General features: G+C 60.0%; 14 protein-coding genes. 1 reads left to right on the forward strand and 13 read right to left on the reverse strand.

Going from position 1 to position 17373, the window contains the following annotated elements; translation table 11 throughout:
- Positions 1-148: 148 nt before the first annotated feature.
- From ABXR19_RS06100 to ABXR19_RS06120, 5 genes are all read right to left on the reverse strand, one after another.
- Positions 149-763 (reverse strand): helix-turn-helix transcriptional regulator, encoded by a 615-nt coding sequence (locus ABXR19_RS06100; RefSeq protein ID WP_354600215.1) that lies wholly within the window; start codon positions 761-763, stop codon positions 149-151.
- Positions 764-766: 3 nt separating this feature from the next.
- The gene (locus tag ABXR19_RS06105) at positions 767-2137 is read right to left on the reverse strand and encodes an HlyD family type I secretion periplasmic adaptor subunit (RefSeq protein ID WP_354600216.1); all 1371 of its coding nucleotides are present in this window, start codon (positions 2135-2137) and stop codon (positions 767-769) included.
- Position 2138: 1 nt separating this feature from the next.
- Positions 2139-4310, reverse strand: coding sequence for a type I secretion system permease/ATPase (locus tag ABXR19_RS06110; RefSeq protein ID WP_354600217.1), 2172 nt, complete (start codon positions 4308-4310; stop codon positions 2139-2141).
- On the reverse strand, positions 4300-4620 hold the full coding sequence (locus ABXR19_RS06115; RefSeq protein WP_354600218.1) for a hypothetical protein: 321 nt from the start codon (positions 4618-4620) through the stop codon (positions 4300-4302). Before ABXR19_RS06115 ends, ABXR19_RS06110 begins: the two co-directional genes overlap by 11 nt.
- Positions 4621-4798: 178 nt before the next feature.
- Positions 4799-6049, reverse strand: coding sequence for a methyltransferase family protein (locus ABXR19_RS06120; protein WP_354600219.1), 1251 nt, complete (start codon positions 6047-6049; stop codon positions 4799-4801).
- A gap of 196 nt (positions 6050-6245) precedes the next feature.
- Here ABXR19_RS06120 and ABXR19_RS06125 point away from each other — a divergent pair, with 196 nt between their 5' ends.
- On the forward strand, positions 6246-8027 hold the full coding sequence (locus tag ABXR19_RS06125; protein ID WP_354600220.1) for an ABC transporter ATP-binding protein: 1782 nt from the start codon (positions 6246-6248) through the stop codon (positions 8025-8027).
- Between the two features lie 170 nt (positions 8028-8197).
- Here ABXR19_RS06125 and ABXR19_RS06130 read toward each other — a convergent pair whose 3' ends face one another.
- From ABXR19_RS06130 to ABXR19_RS06165, 8 genes are all read right to left on the reverse strand, one after another.
- Complete coding sequence (locus ABXR19_RS06130) at positions 8198-9205, reverse strand: inorganic phosphate transporter (protein ID WP_354600221.1); 1008 nt, start codon at positions 9203-9205, stop codon at positions 8198-8200.
- A 5-nt stretch (positions 9206-9210) separates the two neighbouring features.
- Positions 9211-9840 carry a DUF47 domain-containing protein gene (locus tag ABXR19_RS06135; protein ID WP_354600222.1) on the reverse strand — a complete coding sequence of 210 codons (630 nt, stop codon included), beginning with the start codon at positions 9838-9840 and terminating at the stop codon, positions 9211-9213.
- Between the two features lie 84 nt (positions 9841-9924).
- Positions 9925-10857, reverse strand: coding sequence for a 4-hydroxy-3-methylbut-2-enyl diphosphate reductase (ispH, locus tag ABXR19_RS06140; RefSeq protein ID WP_354600223.1), 933 nt, complete (start codon positions 10855-10857; stop codon positions 9925-9927).
- 19 nt (positions 10858-10876) lie between these two features.
- Positions 10877-11308, reverse strand: a complete 432-nt coding sequence (locus tag ABXR19_RS06145; RefSeq protein WP_354600224.1) for an FKBP-type peptidyl-prolyl cis-trans isomerase — start codon at positions 11306-11308, stop codon at positions 10877-10879.
- Positions 11305-11802: a signal peptidase II gene (gene lspA, locus ABXR19_RS06150; protein ID WP_354600225.1), complete on the reverse strand. Its 498-nt coding sequence runs from the start codon at positions 11800-11802 to the stop codon at positions 11305-11307. Before lspA ends, ABXR19_RS06145 begins: the two co-directional genes overlap by 4 nt.
- Complete coding sequence (gene ileS, locus ABXR19_RS06155; protein WP_354600226.1) at positions 11799-14591, reverse strand: isoleucine--tRNA ligase; 2793 nt, start codon at positions 14589-14591, stop codon at positions 11799-11801. Before ileS ends, lspA begins: the two co-directional genes overlap by 4 nt.
- A complete protein-coding gene (locus tag ABXR19_RS06160; protein WP_354600227.1) occupies positions 14584-15543 on the reverse strand; it encodes a bifunctional riboflavin kinase/FAD synthetase in 960 nt (319 codons plus the stop codon). Before ABXR19_RS06160 ends, ileS begins: the two co-directional genes overlap by 8 nt.
- 135 nt (positions 15544-15678) lie before the next feature.
- A complete protein-coding gene (locus tag ABXR19_RS06165) occupies positions 15679-17223 on the reverse strand; it encodes a rhamnogalacturonan acetylesterase (protein ID WP_354600228.1) in 1545 nt (514 codons plus the stop codon).
- Positions 17224-17373 lie beyond the last annotated feature (150 nt).

Below are 17373 nucleotides of genomic sequence, written 5' to 3' on the forward strand. Positions count from 1 at the left end.
AGGGCGTTGTGGTGTTTGCAGGAGGGTAGCTGAAGAGCCTTTCCTGGCTTGCCTTTGCCGCATGCATGCCTGAAGATTCCCGTCAGTGGCGGCTCTTCGGCTATGTCATTTTGAATTCTGAAGCGGCAGCGGAGCTGCCGTGTTTACATCAGTGAATGCCGTGCACTTTGAGCGCCAGTTGCAGACGGTCGTTGACGCCCAGCTTCTCAAAAACGGCGGTGAGGTGAGACTTGACGGTGCGCTCGGTGATGCCCAGTGCCTGGGCAATCTCGAGGTTGGAATCCCCTTCGGCGGCGATGCGTGCGACTTCGCGCTCGCGCTCGGTGAGCGGTGCGGCCCAGTTGCGCGCATGGGTGCTGCGCCGGGCGCCGATGCCTTTGAGCAGGCGACTCATCAGGCTGCGACCAACCCAAAGCTCTCCGCTGGCAACGACTTCCAGCACCTGGCGCAGGGTGGCTTCGGCGGCGTAGGCGTGGCAATAGCCGGTTGCGCCCAGATCCAGCCAGGCGAGACCTTCTTCATCCTCAGGCTGGCTGCTGGCGATGACAATGCGGTGCTGCTGGCAGGACGCTCTCCAGATTTTCTCCGGGATCGCGGCCAGATCGCGTGTCGCGGTGTCGACCACGATCAGACTGTGTGGGGGCAGCTCGTCGATGGCCTTGCCATTGCCCAGACGATAAACCGCCCAGTCGCTGGCGAGGCCGCGAAAGCGCGCAAACAGGGTTTCATCATCAGTCAGAACCGAGAAAGCAGGGCGACTCATGAATCAGCGTTCTCGCAAGGCATTGGCGTGGGCACGCAGGACGGGCTTGATCAGGTAGGAGAGGATGCTTTTCTTGCCGGTGATGATGTCGACTTCGGCCACCATGCCGGGGATGATGGGCAGATTGTTGTCGCCGATGGTGGGGCGGTGCGTGCGCACCTTGACGAGATAGAAGGCATTGCCTTTGTCATCGACGATGGAGTCGGCACTGATGTTTTCGAGCGTGCCTTCCAGCCCGCCATACACCGAAAAATCATAGGCGGTGAATTTGACCAAGGCCTTTTGCCCCGGGCGCAGGAAAGCGATGTCACGCGGCGAAACGCGGGCTTCGAGCAGCAAAGCGTCGTCACTCGGCACGATCTCGATCATCTCCTTGCCCGGCTGGACGACGCCGCCCACAGTATTGAATTGCAAGCGTTTGACCGTGCCATTGACTGGTGAGCGGATCTCCGCCTGCTTGACACGATCGGCCAGCGCCACACTACCTTCGGTGAGGCGGCCGAGACGTGAATTCACCTCCGATAGCTCGGTTCGCGCCTTGTTGCGGATGGTCAGTTCCACTTCCTGAATCTTGCGTTGGGCTTCGTTGATGGCCGATTCGACACGCGGGATCTGTGCGGCAGTCATGTCGCGTTCGCCCCGGTAGCGGGAGACTTCCCGTTCCAGGCGTAATAACTCGACGTCCGAAATTGCGCCAGTGCGCGCGAGTGGGCGGGTTTTTTCCAGCTCCTGCTGAGTGAACTCGTAGCCTTGCAGGGCCGCGTCGCGGCGTGCCCGGATCTCCTTGAGCTCCTGCCCGCGTTGCATCAGTTGTTGCTGGGCGATACCGATATTGGCATTCATCTCGGCAAGCGTGGATTGGAACAATGCCTTTTCCTGCTCGGCGATTTCCGGCGCCTCGGCGATGACTTCGACCGGCGGAATGAAGGGTTTGCTGTCGGCCAGCGCTTGCAGGCGCTCGGCCTTGGCGAGCAGAGACAGGTATTCGGAGCGGTTTTCCTTGAGGTTGGAAATGAAGCGCGTTGGATCGATCTTGAGTAGAAGTTGCCCAGTCCGCACCTGCTCACCCTCGCGCACGAGGATTTCCGAGACGATGCCTCCATCCAGACTCTGGATGATCTGGATCTGCCGCGAGGGAATAACCTTGCCTTCGCCTTTGGTGATTTCATCGAGCTGCGCCAGGGCTGTCCAGATGATCAGACCGATCAAGGCAATGCCCGTCGTCCATAAGGCGGCGCGGGCGCCACGCGGCGATTGTTCGCTGATCGCCCAGTCGGCATCGGCGATGAAATCGCTTTCTTCGTGGAGTTCGTCGCGTTCGATGTAGTCCATCGCGCGGTTGTAGAGCGAGGAGAGGCGGGCAAACAGTGTCATCTCAGTTCGCCTTTCCGATGCGCCCGTGCTGCAGGGCTTCAACAACCTGCGCCTTGGGGCCGTCGGCGACAATGCTGCCGCCGTCGATGACGATCAGGCGATCAACCAATTCCAGCAGCGAGGTGCGGTGGGTCACGATCAGCATGGTTTTGTTGGCGGAGTAGTCGCGCAGGCGACGTTTGAGCTGCTCTTCGCTCTGGTGATCCATGCTGCTGCTCGGCTCATCCAGAATCAGGATGGGCGGGTCGTTGAGCAGGGCGCGGGCAATCGCCACGGCCTGACGCTGACCGCCGGAAAGGGACTCGCCACGTTCGCCAATCGGCATGTCGAAGCCATTGGGGTGGGCGTTGGCGAATTCCGTAACGCCGGCCAGTTCGGCGGCGGCAAGGATGGCCGCATCGTCTGCAAGGGGAGAGCCCATGGCGATATTCTGCTTGAGGGTGCCAAAGAACAGGGTGATGTCCTGCGGCACGAAGCCGATGGCACGGCGCAGCTCTGCCGGGTCGATCTGGCGCGCATCCACGCCGTCAATCAGGATCGAACCTTCGCTGGGCTCGTATAGCCCGAGGATGAGTTTTTCAAAGGTGGTTTTGCCCGAGCCGATGCGCCCGATGATGCCGACCTTCTCGCCCGCACGCAGTTTCAGCGAGACGCGTTTCAGCACTTTCTGCTCGGTTTGCGGATAGCTGAAGCTGACTTCCTTGAATTCGATTTCCCCACGGAAGTGGGCGCGATGCAGGAAGTTGCTGTTCTCTGGACGCTCGACTGGCAATGTCATTTGCTGGTCAACCGATGTCAGACCTGTGCGGGCGTGCTGAAACTGCATCATCAAACCGGCGACTTGCCCCAGGGGCGCCAGCGCCCGGCCGGAAATCATGCTGGCTGCAATGATGGCGCCCATGGAGATCTGGTTATCGGTGAGCAGATACACGCCAAGAATGATCGTGCTGATGTTGACCGCTTGCTGAATGCTCTGGGCGAATCCCGTCGTGGTGGAGGAGAGCAGGCGAGTGCGCGCGCTGACCTGAGCGATGAATTGCGTGGCACGTTCCCAGCGGCGTTGGATTTCACCTTCGGCACCCAGGGTTTTGATGGTCTCCAGGCCCACCAGACTTTCGATCAGCACGGAATTGCGTTGAGCCGAGGCGCGGTAGCTCGTCTCTGTCAGTTCGTGCATCTTGCTCTGGGTGAACAGCGCCGCACCGATCACCAGCAGCATGCCGATGATCGCCGGCAGAATCATCCAGGGCGAAATCCACATCAGCACCAGTAGAAAGATCAATACGAAAGGCAGGTCGATCAGTGCGGTCACAGTGGCCGATGCAATGAAGTCACGTACGCCTTCAAACGCGCGCAGATTGGCGGCGAACGAGCCGACGGAGATCGGACGTGAAGAAAGTTTGACGCCCAGCACCCGTTCCATGATGCGTGCCGACAGGGTGATGTCCACGCGTTTGCTGGCCGTGTCGATGATGAAGGCACGAATTGTGCGCAGCATGAAGTCGAAGCCCAGCACCAGCAGGGCGCCGATGGAGAGTACCCACAGGGTTTCGATGGCGTGATTCGGCACCACTCGGTCATACACATTCATCGAGTAGAGCGGGATGGCCAGGGCGAAGATGTTGATCAGCAAGGCGGCGACTAGCGTGTCGCGATACAGGCGCCAGTTGCCGAAAATCGCGCTCCAGAACCAGTGCTGGCTGCGGATCTTGCGGACTTCGGTGGTGCGTGCATCGAAGCGGAACTGCGGTTGAACGATGGCAAGCAAGCCGGTGTAGTCGGCCTCCAGCGCGGCCGCATCGATCTGGGTGGATGTCTCCGGCATCTCCGGCGTGCTGATACGCAAGCGTCCATTTGGCAGACGTTCCAGCAGCAGGCAGGCGCGTTTGTCTTGCAACAGCAGAACGACCGGCAGGCTTTTGTTCGGAATCTCGGCCAGTGATTTCCGCAACAACCGGGCCGACAGGCCTGCACGCGCCGCGGCGCGTACGAATTGTGAAGGCGGCAGCAGGTGGTCGATGCGTGACAGGCCAGCGCCCAGCGCTTCGGCCGTCCACGGGTTGCCGTGAATGCGGGTGAGCTGAACCAGACATTCGAGCAGCGGGTCGACGTGCGTGCTGTGGTTGTTGATCGACCAGTTGTCCTTGCCCGGCAGCGGAAGCTCAGATGACATCTTCGCCCCCCAGCAGATCCAGCGCGCCTGCCATCCTGCGGCGCATGTCCTTGCGTGCCAGCAGTTTGCGCTGTGCCTGCGGCGGCAGGTCGGTCAGGCGCAGCAAACCCTTTGCGAGCATCACGTCGAGCAGATCTTCCATCACGCGAATGAAGTCCGCGTCCAGACCGACGAAGTTGTTGATCGTCGGCAGGCCGAGGAACTCGCAAACCTCTGGCTCCGTCGCCGGCAGGAATTCCTGTGCATCCGGAGCTGGATCGTTCAAGAGGGCGACGATAGCGCCTGCAGCAGATCGGCGGATATAGGGCATGGGGGCTTGCTCTCCATCGGGGGCCTTACTTTACAAGGCTTGTGTGCAAATGGCACGCGTGGCCGGGCTTTGACATGCTGCAATGCGTGAGCAATGTGAAACGCATCACACTTGACAAGAAAAACCCCGGCCATCCCGATGAATTACGGCAGTTTGGTCTGCCGCCTGAAGCCTGGCCTTAAATCACCCCTGGAATGAAGCGCCTGCGCACTTTCTGTGCGTATTCCGCGTAGCCGTTGTTGGCCCTGCGCAGGTGACGTTCCTCGGTGATGGCGCGCATCGCATAGATGAAACTCCAGGCGCAGCGACAGAAGAGCACCCACATGCCTTCCTTGAAACTGTGGGAAAAGCCCAGATAGATGAATGGCATGGAGCCGATCCACCATGCCATGTTCTTCGCAACATAGGCCGGATGGCGGATGAAGCGGTAGGGGCCGGTAGTGACGATGCCGCGGTTGGTCAGATTGCTGGCGCGGAAACCCAGCGCTACAGAAGCCCAGGAATAGACACCCATCAGCACCAGAATGCTGCAGTTCATGACCAGATGAATCTCGTCATTGGTGAAGGACGGGAAGTCCGTGCTGTTCCAGTCCAGCATGACGCTGGTGCCTTTGTTGAAATCCGGATAACAGGCCAGGCAGAAGAACCAGCCGAGAAAAGTCGGCTCCACCGAGACGATGCGATTCTTCAGGGCCGGTGTTTCGATGATGTAGCCCAGCGTGAACAACAGGGTGTCGATGAACAGGATGGCCTGGAACAGCGCCCAGAACAGGTGCTGATCAAACAGGATGCGCCCGCTCATGTTGCCGACGATGCCGTCAATCCACACATTGGAGGAGCTGTTGGCCATGTCAGCTACGTGGCCCAGACACCAGTTGATCATCAACGGGGCGAAGAAGAACTTCAGTAACAGAGCCAGACCTGCCTGTTTGGTTTGTGTGCTGATTTTTTCCTTGCCCGGGAATACGCGTTTTTTCTTGCCCGTGCGGACTTTCTCGGGATCGCGCGACATGCCCAGCCAGACGCCACGCACAAAAATCATGGCCTTCGAATGGATCCAGGGGTACTTGAGATAGAAGCGGATCAGGATCACTGCGTAAGCCAGTACCAGCACCTTGAACAGGAAGGGGGCGGTCAGCGTAACGGTTTCGCCGAGGGCTGCTGCGGTGAGAACGCCCGCGAGTGGATCCGGGATGGTGTCCAGGATGCCTGATGGAACGACGCTGACAATCCAGTCGTGAAACGGGCCGAGCAGGTTCTCAACCAGAAAGTCCCGGGTTGAGTTGAAAATCGGCATCCGCAGCGAACTGCCCAGCATGCCCTGATGCCAGCTCGAGATATAGAAGCAGTAGTACCAGCCGCCGGTAATGAAGAGCATGGTGCTCAGGTAGTTTTTCAGAAAGCGCGGCTTGAAAACATTCTGGAACATGGCAACGTGCACCGGGTTGAAAGGGTGAGTGCAGCAAAAGGATGGCGGATGGTGCCGCGTTGCCGGGCCTGTGGTCAAGCTTGTCGCGACGCAGGGCTGCGCTGGATCATGTATGCAATTGGTATTTTAGCGTTTGTGCGCAGCAGCATCGGCGTATAATCCGCCCTCCAGTGCGCGGCGCTGCTTGGAGATCTGCATGCAAGCCTCCCTTAAGCCAGAAACCGAACAATTTCGTTTTGTCGATTTGCCACGCGCGCTGTGGTATTTCCTGGCAGAGGAACGCTGGACCTACCTGTTCTTTCTGGGTTTGCTGCTGCTGGTGATGTTTTACACCATGGTGCCGCCCTATCTGATTGGGCTGATTGCCAATTTCCTGATTGATTACGTCCAGGCCGACGCGAGCGCCAAGCCGGCGGTGACGCAATTGCTGTGGCTGGTCGGTATCCTCGCCGGCAGCCATGCCGCCGTGTCGATGGTGCGCTTGTCGAGCAAGCGCATGCTCGGCGGGATCAGCCTGAATGCACGCTATCGCGCCAAGGTCTGGGGCTTCGAGCGCCTGCTGGACTATTCCCTGGCCTGGCATCAGCAGGAGAGCACGGGCAACAAGGCTCAGCGCATTCTCACCGGTTCGGAATCGGTGCGTGAATGGACCGGCGATATGATCAACAGCCTGACTTCGGCTGTGGCGGCCTTTGTCGGTTCACTTGTCGCCTGCATGTTTCTGCACCCGGCCTTCATCCTGTTTTTTGTCTACTTCCTTGGTGTGCTGATGAGCATTGAGGCGTACTTTGATTACCGCATCGCCAAGCTCTCGGACCGCATCAACAAATCGATGGAAAATTCGAGCGGCAGCTTTGTCGAGAGCGCCTCGAACATCCTCGCCGTGAAGGCCATGGGCGCGGCGGGCAGCATGACCAGCAATATTGCCCAGCGCGAGGAACTGGCGCGCACGCTGTCTTACGAACGCCTGCGCCTGTCGAACACCAAGTGGATGTGCTTCCAGATTCACAATTCGCTGTCCTGGGGCTTCTTCCTGATCGTGATCGGCCTAATGGTGATGCACGATCATTTGCTGCCGGGTTTCTTCCTGACCTACGCGGCCTATTTCGACCGACTGCGCGAATCCTCGATCGAATTCACGGACAAGATCCAGTTGATGATCGAGCGCAAATCTAATCTCGGCCGGATGATGTCGATCTTCTGGGGCACGAATCCGCTCTCCAAGGGCAAGCGCAAATTTCCGGCCGAGTGGGATGGGATCCACCTCAAGGATGCTGTCTTCCGCTACGGCGATAAACCCGCTGTCGGGCCGCTGTCACTGGAGATCGCGCGCGGCGAGATTGTCGGCATTGCCGGCCATTCCGGTTCGGGCAAGTCGACCCTGATCAAGCTGATGCTGGGCCTCTATCATCTTGAGCACGGTGAGTTGAGGATTGGCGACGCGCCGATCAGCGAAATCCGCCATGAAGATCTGACGCCGAATGTCGCGGTGGTGCTGCAGGAAACCGAGCTGTTCAATTTCTCGCTCAAGGAAAACCTCAGCATGATGCGTGAGGTGGCGCCCGCGTTGCTGCAGCGCGCCTGCGAAATCGCCTGTCTCGAAGACCTGATCGCGCGCCTGCCGGAAGGGCTGGACACGATGGTGGGCGAACGTGGCTACGCGCTCTCCGGCGGCGAGCGCCAGCGCGTTGGCATCGCCCGGGCAATCTGCCGCGATGCACCGATCCTGCTGCTGGATGAGGCGACCTCAGCGCTCGATTCCGCGACCGAGCAGAGTGTGATGGCGGGGCTGATGGGCGATTTTGCGAGCGGGCGTACCATGATCATCGTCGCGCACCGGATCAGTACCTTGAAGGATGCCGACAAGATTGTCGTCTTCGAGCACGGACAGATCGTGGAGCAGGGCGGTTTCGCTGCGCTGGCCGCGAATCCGGCGACGCACTTTGGCAAGATGGTGGCGATTCAGGCGGCAGGCTGAAGAGCCGCATGGGACGGACTTCTTCAGCCTGCCCGCTTGTACAATGAATATTGACGGTCGTATACGGCATGCCTGCTTGAAGAGGCAGGATGGATGCGGCTCTTCGGCAGGGCTGAATTAAAAAGGCGTGATCACAAGATCACGCCTTTTTTGTATGCGGCACCAGACTTTCAGAGGATCTGGTGTCCGATCCACCACGCTGCTGCGGAAATCAGCGCGGTGCACGGAATAGTCAGCACCCAGGCCCACACGATCTTGCCGGCCAGACCCCAGCGCACTGCGGAGAAGCGGTGCGAAGAACCTACTCCGACGATGGCGCCGGTAATGGTGTGCGTGGTGGAGACCGGAATGCCCAGCGCGGTGGCGAAGAAGAGCGTCAAGGCGCCACCGGTTTCAGCGCAGAAGCCGCCGACTGGTTTGAGCTTGGTGATGCCTTCGCCCATGGTCTTGACGATGCGCCAGCCGCCGAACAGGGTGCCCAAGCCAATTGCCGTGTAGCAGCAGATGACCACCCAGGTGGCAACGGATTCGCCGGGGTTGGCATAGCCCGATGAGAGCAGCAACAACCAGATGATGCCGATGGTTTTCTGCGCATCATTGCCGCCGTGGCCCAGACTATAGGCGCCAGCGGAAACCAGTTGCAGGCGGCGGAACCAGCGGTCAACCCGGGTCGGAGTCTTGTGCACACACAGCCAGGATACGGCGAGCATCATCAGCGAGCCCAGCAGCATGCCCAGCAGCGGGGAAATCACGATGAAGGCAACGGTCTTGCCGATGCCGGACCAGATCAGCGGTCCGGTGCCGGCTTTGGCCATCGTCGCACCGACAATCCCGCCGATCAGCGCATGGGATGAGCTGGACGGGATGCCGAAGTACCAGGTCAGGATGTTCCAGCTGATTGCGCCAATCAAGGCGCCAAACACCACGAAATGATCCACCGCGCTGGGGTCGACAATGCCCTTGCCGATGGTGGCGGCCACGCTGAGGTGAAATACGAAAATCGCGATGACGTTGAAAAAAGCAGCGAAGGCGACGGCCTGGTGGGGCTTGAGAACGCCGGTCGACACCACCGTGGCGATGGAATTGGCCGCGTCGTGAAAGCCGTTGAAGAAGTCAAAAACCAAAGCCAGCAGCACCAAAGCGGCGACCACCAGCAGACTCAGTTGCACGGTTTCCATAGTGATCAGGCGTTTTCGAGGACGAGGCCTTCGACGATTTTGCTGACGTCTTCGCAGTGGTCGGTGATTTTCTCCAGACCTTCGTAGATGGCTTTCATCTTGATCACTTGCAGGGGATCGCGTTCGTCGCGGAACACGCGCGACAGAGCGCTGCGCATGACGCGGTCGCAATCGGATTCGAGTTGTTCGATCTCGCGGCAGGTGCGCAGGATGTCGGAGGCGTGATCCATGTTGCCGATCAGCTTGACGATCTGTCTGACGCGCTCGGTGCAGGACAGGGTCAGCTCGGCCATTTGCACGGCATCCGGCGTCATGCGGCGGATGTTGTACAGGCTGATACCTTCGGCCACGTCCTGGATGGAGTCGGCAATGTCGTCCAGATTGTTGATCAGTGCGTGGATGGCATCGCGATCAAAAGGCGTGATGAAGGTGGTATGGAGCAGGGCTGAGGTGTCGTGTGCGATCTTGTCGGCACGTGTCTCGATCTCATCGATCGTTGAAACAATCGCCGGCATGTCGTCAGCGCTGGCCGATGTCAAGGCAACCAGTTGCTGGGCGGCAAGCACGACCTGTTCGGCGTGGGCGTTGAAAAATTCAAAAAAGCGGCCCTCGCGGGGCATGAATCGTCCGAACATGGCGTGGCTAACCTTCAGTAAAAGTGGCGCGATGATAACAGTGCAAAAGGGGAGGCGTCTTGCCTTGCCCCAACTGGCTCAAGACTAGGCTTGCAGCTCCTTGGGGATGGGAAAGGTGATGTTTTCGATCGCTCCGTCCAGGGTGCGTACCGAGCCTGCGCCCAGTTCCTTGAGGCGCGTGACGACTTCGCTGACCAGTACTTCCGGGGCCGAGGCACCCGCACTGACACCAATCCGGCGCTTGCCGACGAACCAGGCCGGATCGAGACTGGCGGCGTTATCCACCAGATAGGCCGGCACGTTGCGCAGGGCGGCCACTTCACGCAGACGATTGGAGTTCGAGCTGTTCTGCGAGCCCACCACGATCACCACATCAACCTGGGGCGCCATGAACTTGATGGCGTCCTGACGGTTCTGGGTCGCGTAACAGATGTCGTCCTTCTTCGGCCCGACAATCGCCGGAAAACGGGCTTTGAGGGCATCCACGATCACTTGGGCGTCATCAACTGACAGCGTGGTCTGGGTGACGTAAGCAAGTTTGCTTTCGTCGCGTACGCCCAGACCAGCAACATCTTCGACGCTTTCAACCAGATACATGCCGGATTCGGTCTGGCCCATGGTGCCCTCGACTTCAGGGTGGCCTTTGTGGCCAATCATCACGATTTCACGGCCGGCTTCGCGCATTTTGGCGACTTCGACGTGTACCTTGGTGACCAGCGGACAAGTCGCGTCGAATACGCGCAAGCCCAGCGCTTCGGCCTGCCGGCGTACGTCCAGTGGCACGCCATGGGCGGAAAAAATCAGGGTGGCGCCAGCGGGAACTTCAGCCAGGTCTTCGATGAAGACGGCGCCTTTGGCGCGCAGGTCTTCCACCACGAACTTGTTGTGCACGACCTCATGGCGCACATAGATCGGTGCGCCGTGGATCTTGATGGCGCGCTCGACGATCTCGATGGCACGTTCCACGCCTGCGCAGAAACCGCGTGGGCTAGCGAGAAGAATTTCAGTGTTGCTCATGATTTGCTCAGTTCCTGGATCAAATTACGCCAATGATTTCGACTTCCACCGTCACGGCTTTACCTGCCAGCGGGTGGTTGAAATCGATCCTTGCGTAGTCGTCGGTCAACTCGCGCACCAGGCCGGGATAGCTGCTGCCGTCCGGGGCGGGGAAGGAGTAAACCGTGTCCTGCGCCAGTTGCAGTTCGGGTGGAATGTGTGTGCGTGCGACTTTTTCGACCAACTCTTCGCTGTACGGCCCGAAGGCTTCGCCTTCCGCAAACTGCAGAGTCTCACGCGCGCCAGCCAGCATGCCGAGCAAGCGTGCTTCAAGGGCAGGCATCAGCTCGCCCGCACCCATCTGCATGGTCATCGGGGTGGCGTCGAAACTGGAAAACATCACCACGCCGTTGTCGGCCTGGGCGATGCGGAAATTCAGGGTGATGAGGCTGTTGGGCTGGATGCTGCTCATTTTGACGAGTTCTCTGTTTGTTTCTTTTGGGAACGGCTTTCACGCAACTGGGCCAGAATCATCAGGCCCACACCGAGGCAGATGGCCGAGTCGGCCAGGTTAAATGCTGGCCAGTGCTGCAGACCGACGTGAACATCAAGGAAGTCGACAACCTTGCCGTAGGCGATGCGGTCAATCACGTTGCCGATGGCTCCGCCTACGACCAGTGAAAAGGCAGCGGGTTGCAGTGTTTCGCTGCGGTGTTGCCAGATCAGGCGCAGCAGCCAGCTGCAGATGACGACAGCAAGGCTCACGAAGAACCAGCGTTGCCAGCCGGCATGATCGGCCAGGAAGCTGAAGGCCGCGCCCGGGTTGTAAACCAGCACGAGATTGAAGTACTCGCTCACTTGCAGCGACTCATACTCGGCAAAGCGCGCCAGTACGGCCAGCTTGCTCCACTGATCCAGCCCGATGACGATACCTGCCAGTGCGAGCCAGCCGAGAAAGCGCTTCATGCCAGACTCCGGGTTTCACCCGCGCCGTGCAGGTTGTCATCGCAACGCCCACACAGTTCTGGATGATCCGCATTGCGGCCCACATCGGCACGGTAATGCCAGCAACGCCCGCACTTCTGGTGGCTGCTGGGGGTGACGACAATCTTCTCGTCGGCCTCCGTCTCGACCTTGCTGACGCTGACGGCCGAGGTGATGAAGACGAAACGCAGATCATCCCCCAGAGCGGCCAGTGCGTCATATTTCGCGCCGCTGGCGTGCACCGTAACCTCTGCTTGCAGTGAGGAGCCGACCTGGCCGGACGTGCGCACGGTTTCGATTTCCTTCATGACTTCGGCGCGGACGGCGCGCACAGCGGCCCAGCGGGTCGTCAGGGCTTCGTCGAGGGCGATTTCGGGCAATTTGTGGAAGCTGTGCAGCATCACACTATCTTCGGCGTTGCCGCCCATCACGCCCCAAGCCTCTTCGGCCGTGAAGGACAGGATCGGTGCCATCAGCTTCACCAGCGTCTGGCTGATGTGCCACAGCGCGGTTTGGGCCGAGCGACGTGCGTCCGACTTGGTGGCGCTGGTGTACAGGCGATCCTTGAGGATGTCGAGGTAGAAACCGCCCAGGTCTTCAGAGCAGAACAGCTGCAGGGCTTGCACGATGCGATGGAATTCATACTTGGCGTAATCGGCTTCCGCATTGCTCGCGAGCTGGCGCGTCAGGCCCAGAGCGTAGCGGTCGATCTCGAACCAGTCTTCGACCGGCAGTGCATCCGTAGCCGGATCGAAGTCGGCCGTGTTGGCCAGCAGGAAGCGCAGGGTGTTGCGCACGCGGCGGTATACCTCGATTACGCGGTCAAGGATTTCTTTGCCGATGGAGACTTCACCCGAGTAATCGGTGCTGGCGGCCCACAGACGCAGGATTTCAGCGCCGAGCTTGTCGGTGACTTCCTGCGGTACGACCGTATTGCCCAGCGACTTGCTCATCTTGCGGCCATTCGCGTCGACCACGAAACCGTGAGTCAGAAGTGCCTTGTAGGGCGCGCGGCCATCGATGGTGCAGCCCGTCAGCAGGCTGGAGTGGAACCAGCCGCGATGCTGGTCGGAGCCTTCCAGGTACAAATCAGCCGGATAGCCGTGCTGATCCGGGTGCGAGCCGCGCATGACGTGCGCGTGCGTCGTGCCGGAGTCGAACCACACATCCAGTGTGTCGCTGATCTTGTCGTACTGGGCGGCTTCATCGCCAAGCAGATCGGCGGCATCCAGCCTGAACCAGGCTTCGATGCCTTCTCGTTCGACGCGTTGAGCGACTTCTTCCATCAATTCGACCGTGCGCGGATGCAGATCGCCCGTTTCCTTGTGCAGGAAGAAGGGAATCGGCACCCCCCAGTTGCGCTGGCGCGAGATGCACCAGTCCGGGCGGTTGGCAATCATCGCGTGCAGGCGCGGCTTGCCCCAGGCAGGGAAAAATTCCGTGTCTTCCACGGCCTGCAGGGCGCGTTCGCGCAGGCTGGTCGTGCCATCAGGCTTGTTATCCATGCCGACAAACCACTGCGCTGTGGCGCGATAGATGATTGGCGTTTTGTGGCGCCAGCAATGCATGTAGCTGTGCGTGATGACTTCGTGCTTGAGCAGAGCGCCGACTTCCTCGAGCTTGGCGACGATGTTCGGGTTGGCCTTCCAGATGAACTGGCCGCCGAAGAATTCCAGGCTCGGCACATACACGCCATTGCCTTGTACCGGGCTGAGGATTTCATCGAAGCTGCGACCGTTGGCACGCCAGATCGTGAAGTCGTCCGCGCCGTAAGCGGGCGCGCAGTGCACGATGCCCGTGCCGGTATCCACGCCCACGTAGTCGGCCATGTAGACTGGCGAGAGCCGCTCGTAGAAAGGATGCTGGAAGGGGATGCCGCAGAGCCGCGCCCCTTCTGCCTCTCCGAGCACCTCGCCATGCAGCTTGTAGCGCTTCAGGCAGTCCTTGACCAGATCCGCGGCCAGTACCAGCAGTTTGTCGCCAACATCGACCAGCGCGTATTTCACTTCCGGATGGATGTTCAGCGCTTGATTGGCCGGAATGGTCCATGGCGTGGTGGTCCAGATCACCGCATAGGCGGGTTTGCTCAGGCCGTCCTGGCGGAAGGCAATCGACAGCAGTTCCGGCTCGGCACAGCGGAAGGCTACGTCGATGGCGTCGGACTTCTTGTCTTCGTACTCGACTTCGGCTTCGGCTAAGGCCGAGCCGCAATCGAAGCACCAGTTCACCGGCTTGAGGCCCTTGAAGACCCAGCCCTTCTTGACCATGGTGCCGAGTGCGCGGATCTCGCCGGCTTCGTTGCCGAAGTCCATGGTGCGGTAAGGATTGTCCCATTCGCCCAGCACGCCCAGACGGATAAAGTCCTGCTTCTGGCCTTCCACCTGTTCGGCGGCGTAGCTGCGGCACAGTTCGCGCACCTTGTCGGCGAGCAGCTTCTTTCCATGGGTGACTTCGATCTTGTGTTCGATCGGCAGACCATGGCAGTCCCAGCCCGGCACGTAGGGCGCGTCAAAACCCGCAAGGGTCTTGGAGCGGATGATGATGTCCTTGAGGATCTTGTTCAGCGCGTGGCCGATGTGGATGTTGCCGTTGGCGTAGGGCGGGCCGTCATGCAGGATGAAGCGCGGCCGACCGGCAGAAGCCTTGCGGATCTTCTGATAGAGATTTTTCTGCTGCCACTGTTGCACCCAGCCCGGCTCGCGCTTGGGCAGATCGCCGCGCATCGGAAAAGGGGTGTCCGGCATGTTCAGGGTGGGTTTGTAATCAGCCATTTTGTTCTCGCACGCTCAAATATTCGGGATGCGCGGCAAACCACGCCCGCACCGCATCACAATCCTTGCCGATCGCCGTGGTCAGGGCGTCCAGCGAATCAAATTTCATTTCGTCGCGCACCTTGTGGTGAAAACGCAGCGAGAGCCTTTCTCCATACAGATCGCCGGAATAATCCAGCACAAACACCTCTACGCGTAGCGCCAGCCCGGCGCCGATCGTTGGCCGGTAACCGATGCTGGCCGCGCCGATGGCGTTTTTCAGTGGTCCCCCATCGACCGTGACTGCGAAGATGCCCGACAGTGGCAGGGTGTGCTGGCGCATGCGGATGTTGGCCGTCGGATAGCCGATGGTGCGGCCGATCTTGTCGCCATGCACGACCCAGCCCTCCACTGCAAAAGGTTCGCCAAGGAGACGCGAGGCATGCTCCATATCGCCGGCCAGCAGGGCTTCGCGCACCGCCGAACTGGAAACGCGCTCACCTGCAACGGTTTGCGTGTGCATGGCCTCCACGCCAAAGCCATAGTGCTCGCCTGCCGCCTTCAGGGCAGCAAAGTCGCCATCGCGCCCGCGCCCGAATCGGAAGTCGTCGCCAATCATCAAATGGCGTACCTGTAAACCGTCGACCAGCACCTGCTTGATGAAAGCATCCGCGCCCAGTGCAGAAAAATCGGCATCAAAGCGCTGCACCCAAATCTGATCCACGCCCCCCGCCTGCAGCAAGGCCAACTTGCGCCACACGCTGCAAAGGCGCGGAGGGGCGCTGTCTGGCGCAAAAAATTCACGGGGATGCGGCTCGAAACACAACACGGTCGCCGGCAGGCCCAGCTCAGCGGCTTTTGCGCGCAACTGTGCCAGCAGAGCCTTGTGGCCAAGGTGCACGCCATCGAAATTGCCGATGGTCAGCACGCAAGGCTGCTTACCCAGTGGTGGAATGCTCCGGAAAACCCGCATGAAAGCTGCTGAAAAAAGGGGGCAATTATAGCGCGAAGCGCGTCGGCTTCGACTTTTTTGGCTGATAGCCTGAAAACCTGAACGTAAAAAAGCCCAGCCTTTTGCAAGGCCGGGCCTGGATTTGCCGTTTGAGGCTTATTTCAACTGGGCCGCCAGCGGCAGCTTGGCTTCCTTGATGCCTTGGGCGACCAGACCGCCGACGGCTTCCGCCCCCCTTTCCTGCAGGTGGGTGTTGTCCGGCTTGCTGCGGCTACCTGTGTTTTTCACGTAGTACGGATATTTGATCGGATCGACGGCCAGGTAGTAGTCCAGCGAGGCCTCTTCGCCCATCTTGTTGAAGAAGGCCATGCTCTTGGCGTCAATGTCGATCAGCGCAACCTTGTTGGCGGCGGCCGTGTCGCGGATGGTTTGCGAATAATCGCCGGGGAACTTGCCCTTGCCCCAGGTGTGGGTGGTGGAGGCGATGATGGCGCCCTTGAAGCTGCGGCGGGTCAATGGTGTGACCAGCACCGGGGTTGCGCCGGCTTTCTTGGCGATGCCGATGTATTTTTCCAGGCTCTTCTGGAAGGACATGTCGGCAGGGATGCCTGCGGCTGTGCCCGGATAGGTGCATAGATTGGCGATGTCGATTATGTCGCGTGCCGGGGCGGGGCGTGCCGGCTCTTCACCGCACTTCTCGTCGTTGTGGCCGAACTGGACGAACAGATAGTCGCCCTTGCGAATGTCGGCGGCAATCATGTCGAACCAGCCTTCGGTGATGAAGCTGCGCGAACTGCGACCGGACTGAGCGACGTTCACGACCTGAACCTTCTTGCTGTCCTTGAACTGACGATTGAAAATCTGGCCCCAGCCGTTGCGCGGGGTGACGTCCACATCGTAGTTGCTGGCGGTGGAGTCGCCCGCTACGAAGACGCGAGTTACACCAGCTGCTGCGATGGCTTTCTGTTCAGCTTGTGCCTTGGCCAGATTGAGCGGCGAAAGCTTGCTGATCTCGTGGTAGTTGCTGTCAAACAGGCTGGTTTCGCCGAGCACGCCTTTGGAGGACAGGTAGCCGCGGTTGTGACGGATCACCTTGAGTACATCTACCACGCCGGCGCTCTTGCTGGCGACGGGATCAAAGCTGTCTGCGTCGGCCAGCTTGGCTTCCTTCAGTGCGCCACCCACCAGCGCCTGCAGGCTGGCGTTTTTGGCCTTGACGGCGTCGGCCGTCACCGCTGGGGCTTTACCGGACTGGACCATGCCGACCGGGCCCAGGAACTTGGTGTCAATCGCGACGGCCGAGGCGACATAGTCGGTCAGGGCATTGATGTTGGCGGTCGTAGCGCCTGCCGGGCTGGCGACGATGGCAACAAATTGCTGGTTACCCACCTGGGCGACGAGCATCAGCGGCGCGACCAGACCATCGGCGACCAGGCTGTAGCTGCCCTTGTCGTCAGTGGTGAGTGATTTGCGGTTGCCCTGCGCGTCAAACACGGTGACGGTGGCTTTGGTGTTGGCGGCGACGATGCCGCTGAGGGTGACGCCGTTCAGCGGGGTGACCTTGATGACCGCTGGTGCAGCGGCAACGGGCGCCGAGGCGGTGGCTGCAGGCGCTGTGGCAACGGGCGCATTGCTGGCACAGCCGGCGACGGTGGCGGCGCTGACGGCCAGAACTGATAAACGCAGGGCAAAAGTCTTCATGCTGTCTCCTGAGGTGAAAGAAGCGAGTCGTGACTGTGCGCGGGAATAAGTTTGCACAGCACGGCCGACGCGCGATTGTGAGTGTTGAACAGCGAGGCTGGCTTGATCGGAATTGCGCAATTTAACCTGGAAACCTCAGTTGGACGTCCC

The organism is Uliginosibacterium flavum (genome assembly GCF_040566545.1).
In the GTDB taxonomy this organism is placed as follows: Bacteria; Pseudomonadota; Gammaproteobacteria; order Burkholderiales; family Rhodocyclaceae; genus Uliginosibacterium; species Uliginosibacterium flavum.

What these genes read in the sequence shown, in the direction of transcription:
- ABXR19_RS06100 (WP_354600215.1), bottom strand. Translation starts at nt 763, where the DNA reads ATGAGTCGCCCTGCTTTCTCGGTTCTGACTGATGATGAAACCCTGTTT.
- ABXR19_RS06105 (WP_354600216.1), bottom strand. Translation starts at nt 2,137, where the DNA reads ATGACACTGTTTGCCCGCCTCTCCTCGCTCTACAACCGCGCGATGGAC.
- ABXR19_RS06110 (WP_354600217.1), bottom strand. Translation starts at nt 4,310, where the DNA reads ATGTCATCTGAGCTTCCGCTGCCGGGCAAGGACAACTGGTCGATCAAC.
- ABXR19_RS06115 (WP_354600218.1), bottom strand. Translation starts at nt 4,620, where the DNA reads ATGCCCTATATCCGCCGATCTGCTGCAGGCGCTATCGTCGCCCTCTTG.
- ABXR19_RS06120 (WP_354600219.1), bottom strand. Translation starts at nt 6,049, where the DNA reads ATGTTCCAGAATGTTTTCAAGCCGCGCTTTCTGAAAAACTACCTGAGC.
- ABXR19_RS06125 (WP_354600220.1), top strand. Translation starts at nt 6,246, where the DNA reads ATGCAAGCCTCCCTTAAGCCAGAAACCGAACAATTTCGTTTTGTCGAT.
- ABXR19_RS06130 (WP_354600221.1), bottom strand. Translation starts at nt 9,205, where the DNA reads ATGGAAACCGTGCAACTGAGTCTGCTGGTGGTCGCCGCTTTGGTGCTG.
- ABXR19_RS06135 (WP_354600222.1), bottom strand. Translation starts at nt 9,840, where the DNA reads ATGTTCGGACGATTCATGCCCCGCGAGGGCCGCTTTTTTGAATTTTTC.
- ispH (WP_354600223.1), bottom strand. Translation starts at nt 10,857, where the DNA reads ATGAGCAACACTGAAATTCTTCTCGCTAGCCCACGCGGTTTCTGCGCA.
- ABXR19_RS06145 (WP_354600224.1), bottom strand. Translation starts at nt 11,308, where the DNA reads ATGAGCAGCATCCAGCCCAACAGCCTCATCACCCTGAATTTCCGCATC.
- lspA (WP_354600225.1), bottom strand. Translation starts at nt 11,802, where the DNA reads ATGAAGCGCTTTCTCGGCTGGCTCGCACTGGCAGGTATCGTCATCGGG.
- ileS (WP_354600226.1), bottom strand. Translation starts at nt 14,591, where the DNA reads ATGGCTGATTACAAACCCACCCTGAACATGCCGGACACCCCTTTTCCG.
- ABXR19_RS06160 (WP_354600227.1), bottom strand. Translation starts at nt 15,543, where the DNA reads ATGCGGGTTTTCCGGAGCATTCCACCACTGGGTAAGCAGCCTTGCGTG.
- ABXR19_RS06165 (WP_354600228.1), bottom strand. Translation starts at nt 17,223, where the DNA reads ATGAAGACTTTTGCCCTGCGTTTATCAGTTCTGGCCGTCAGCGCCGCC.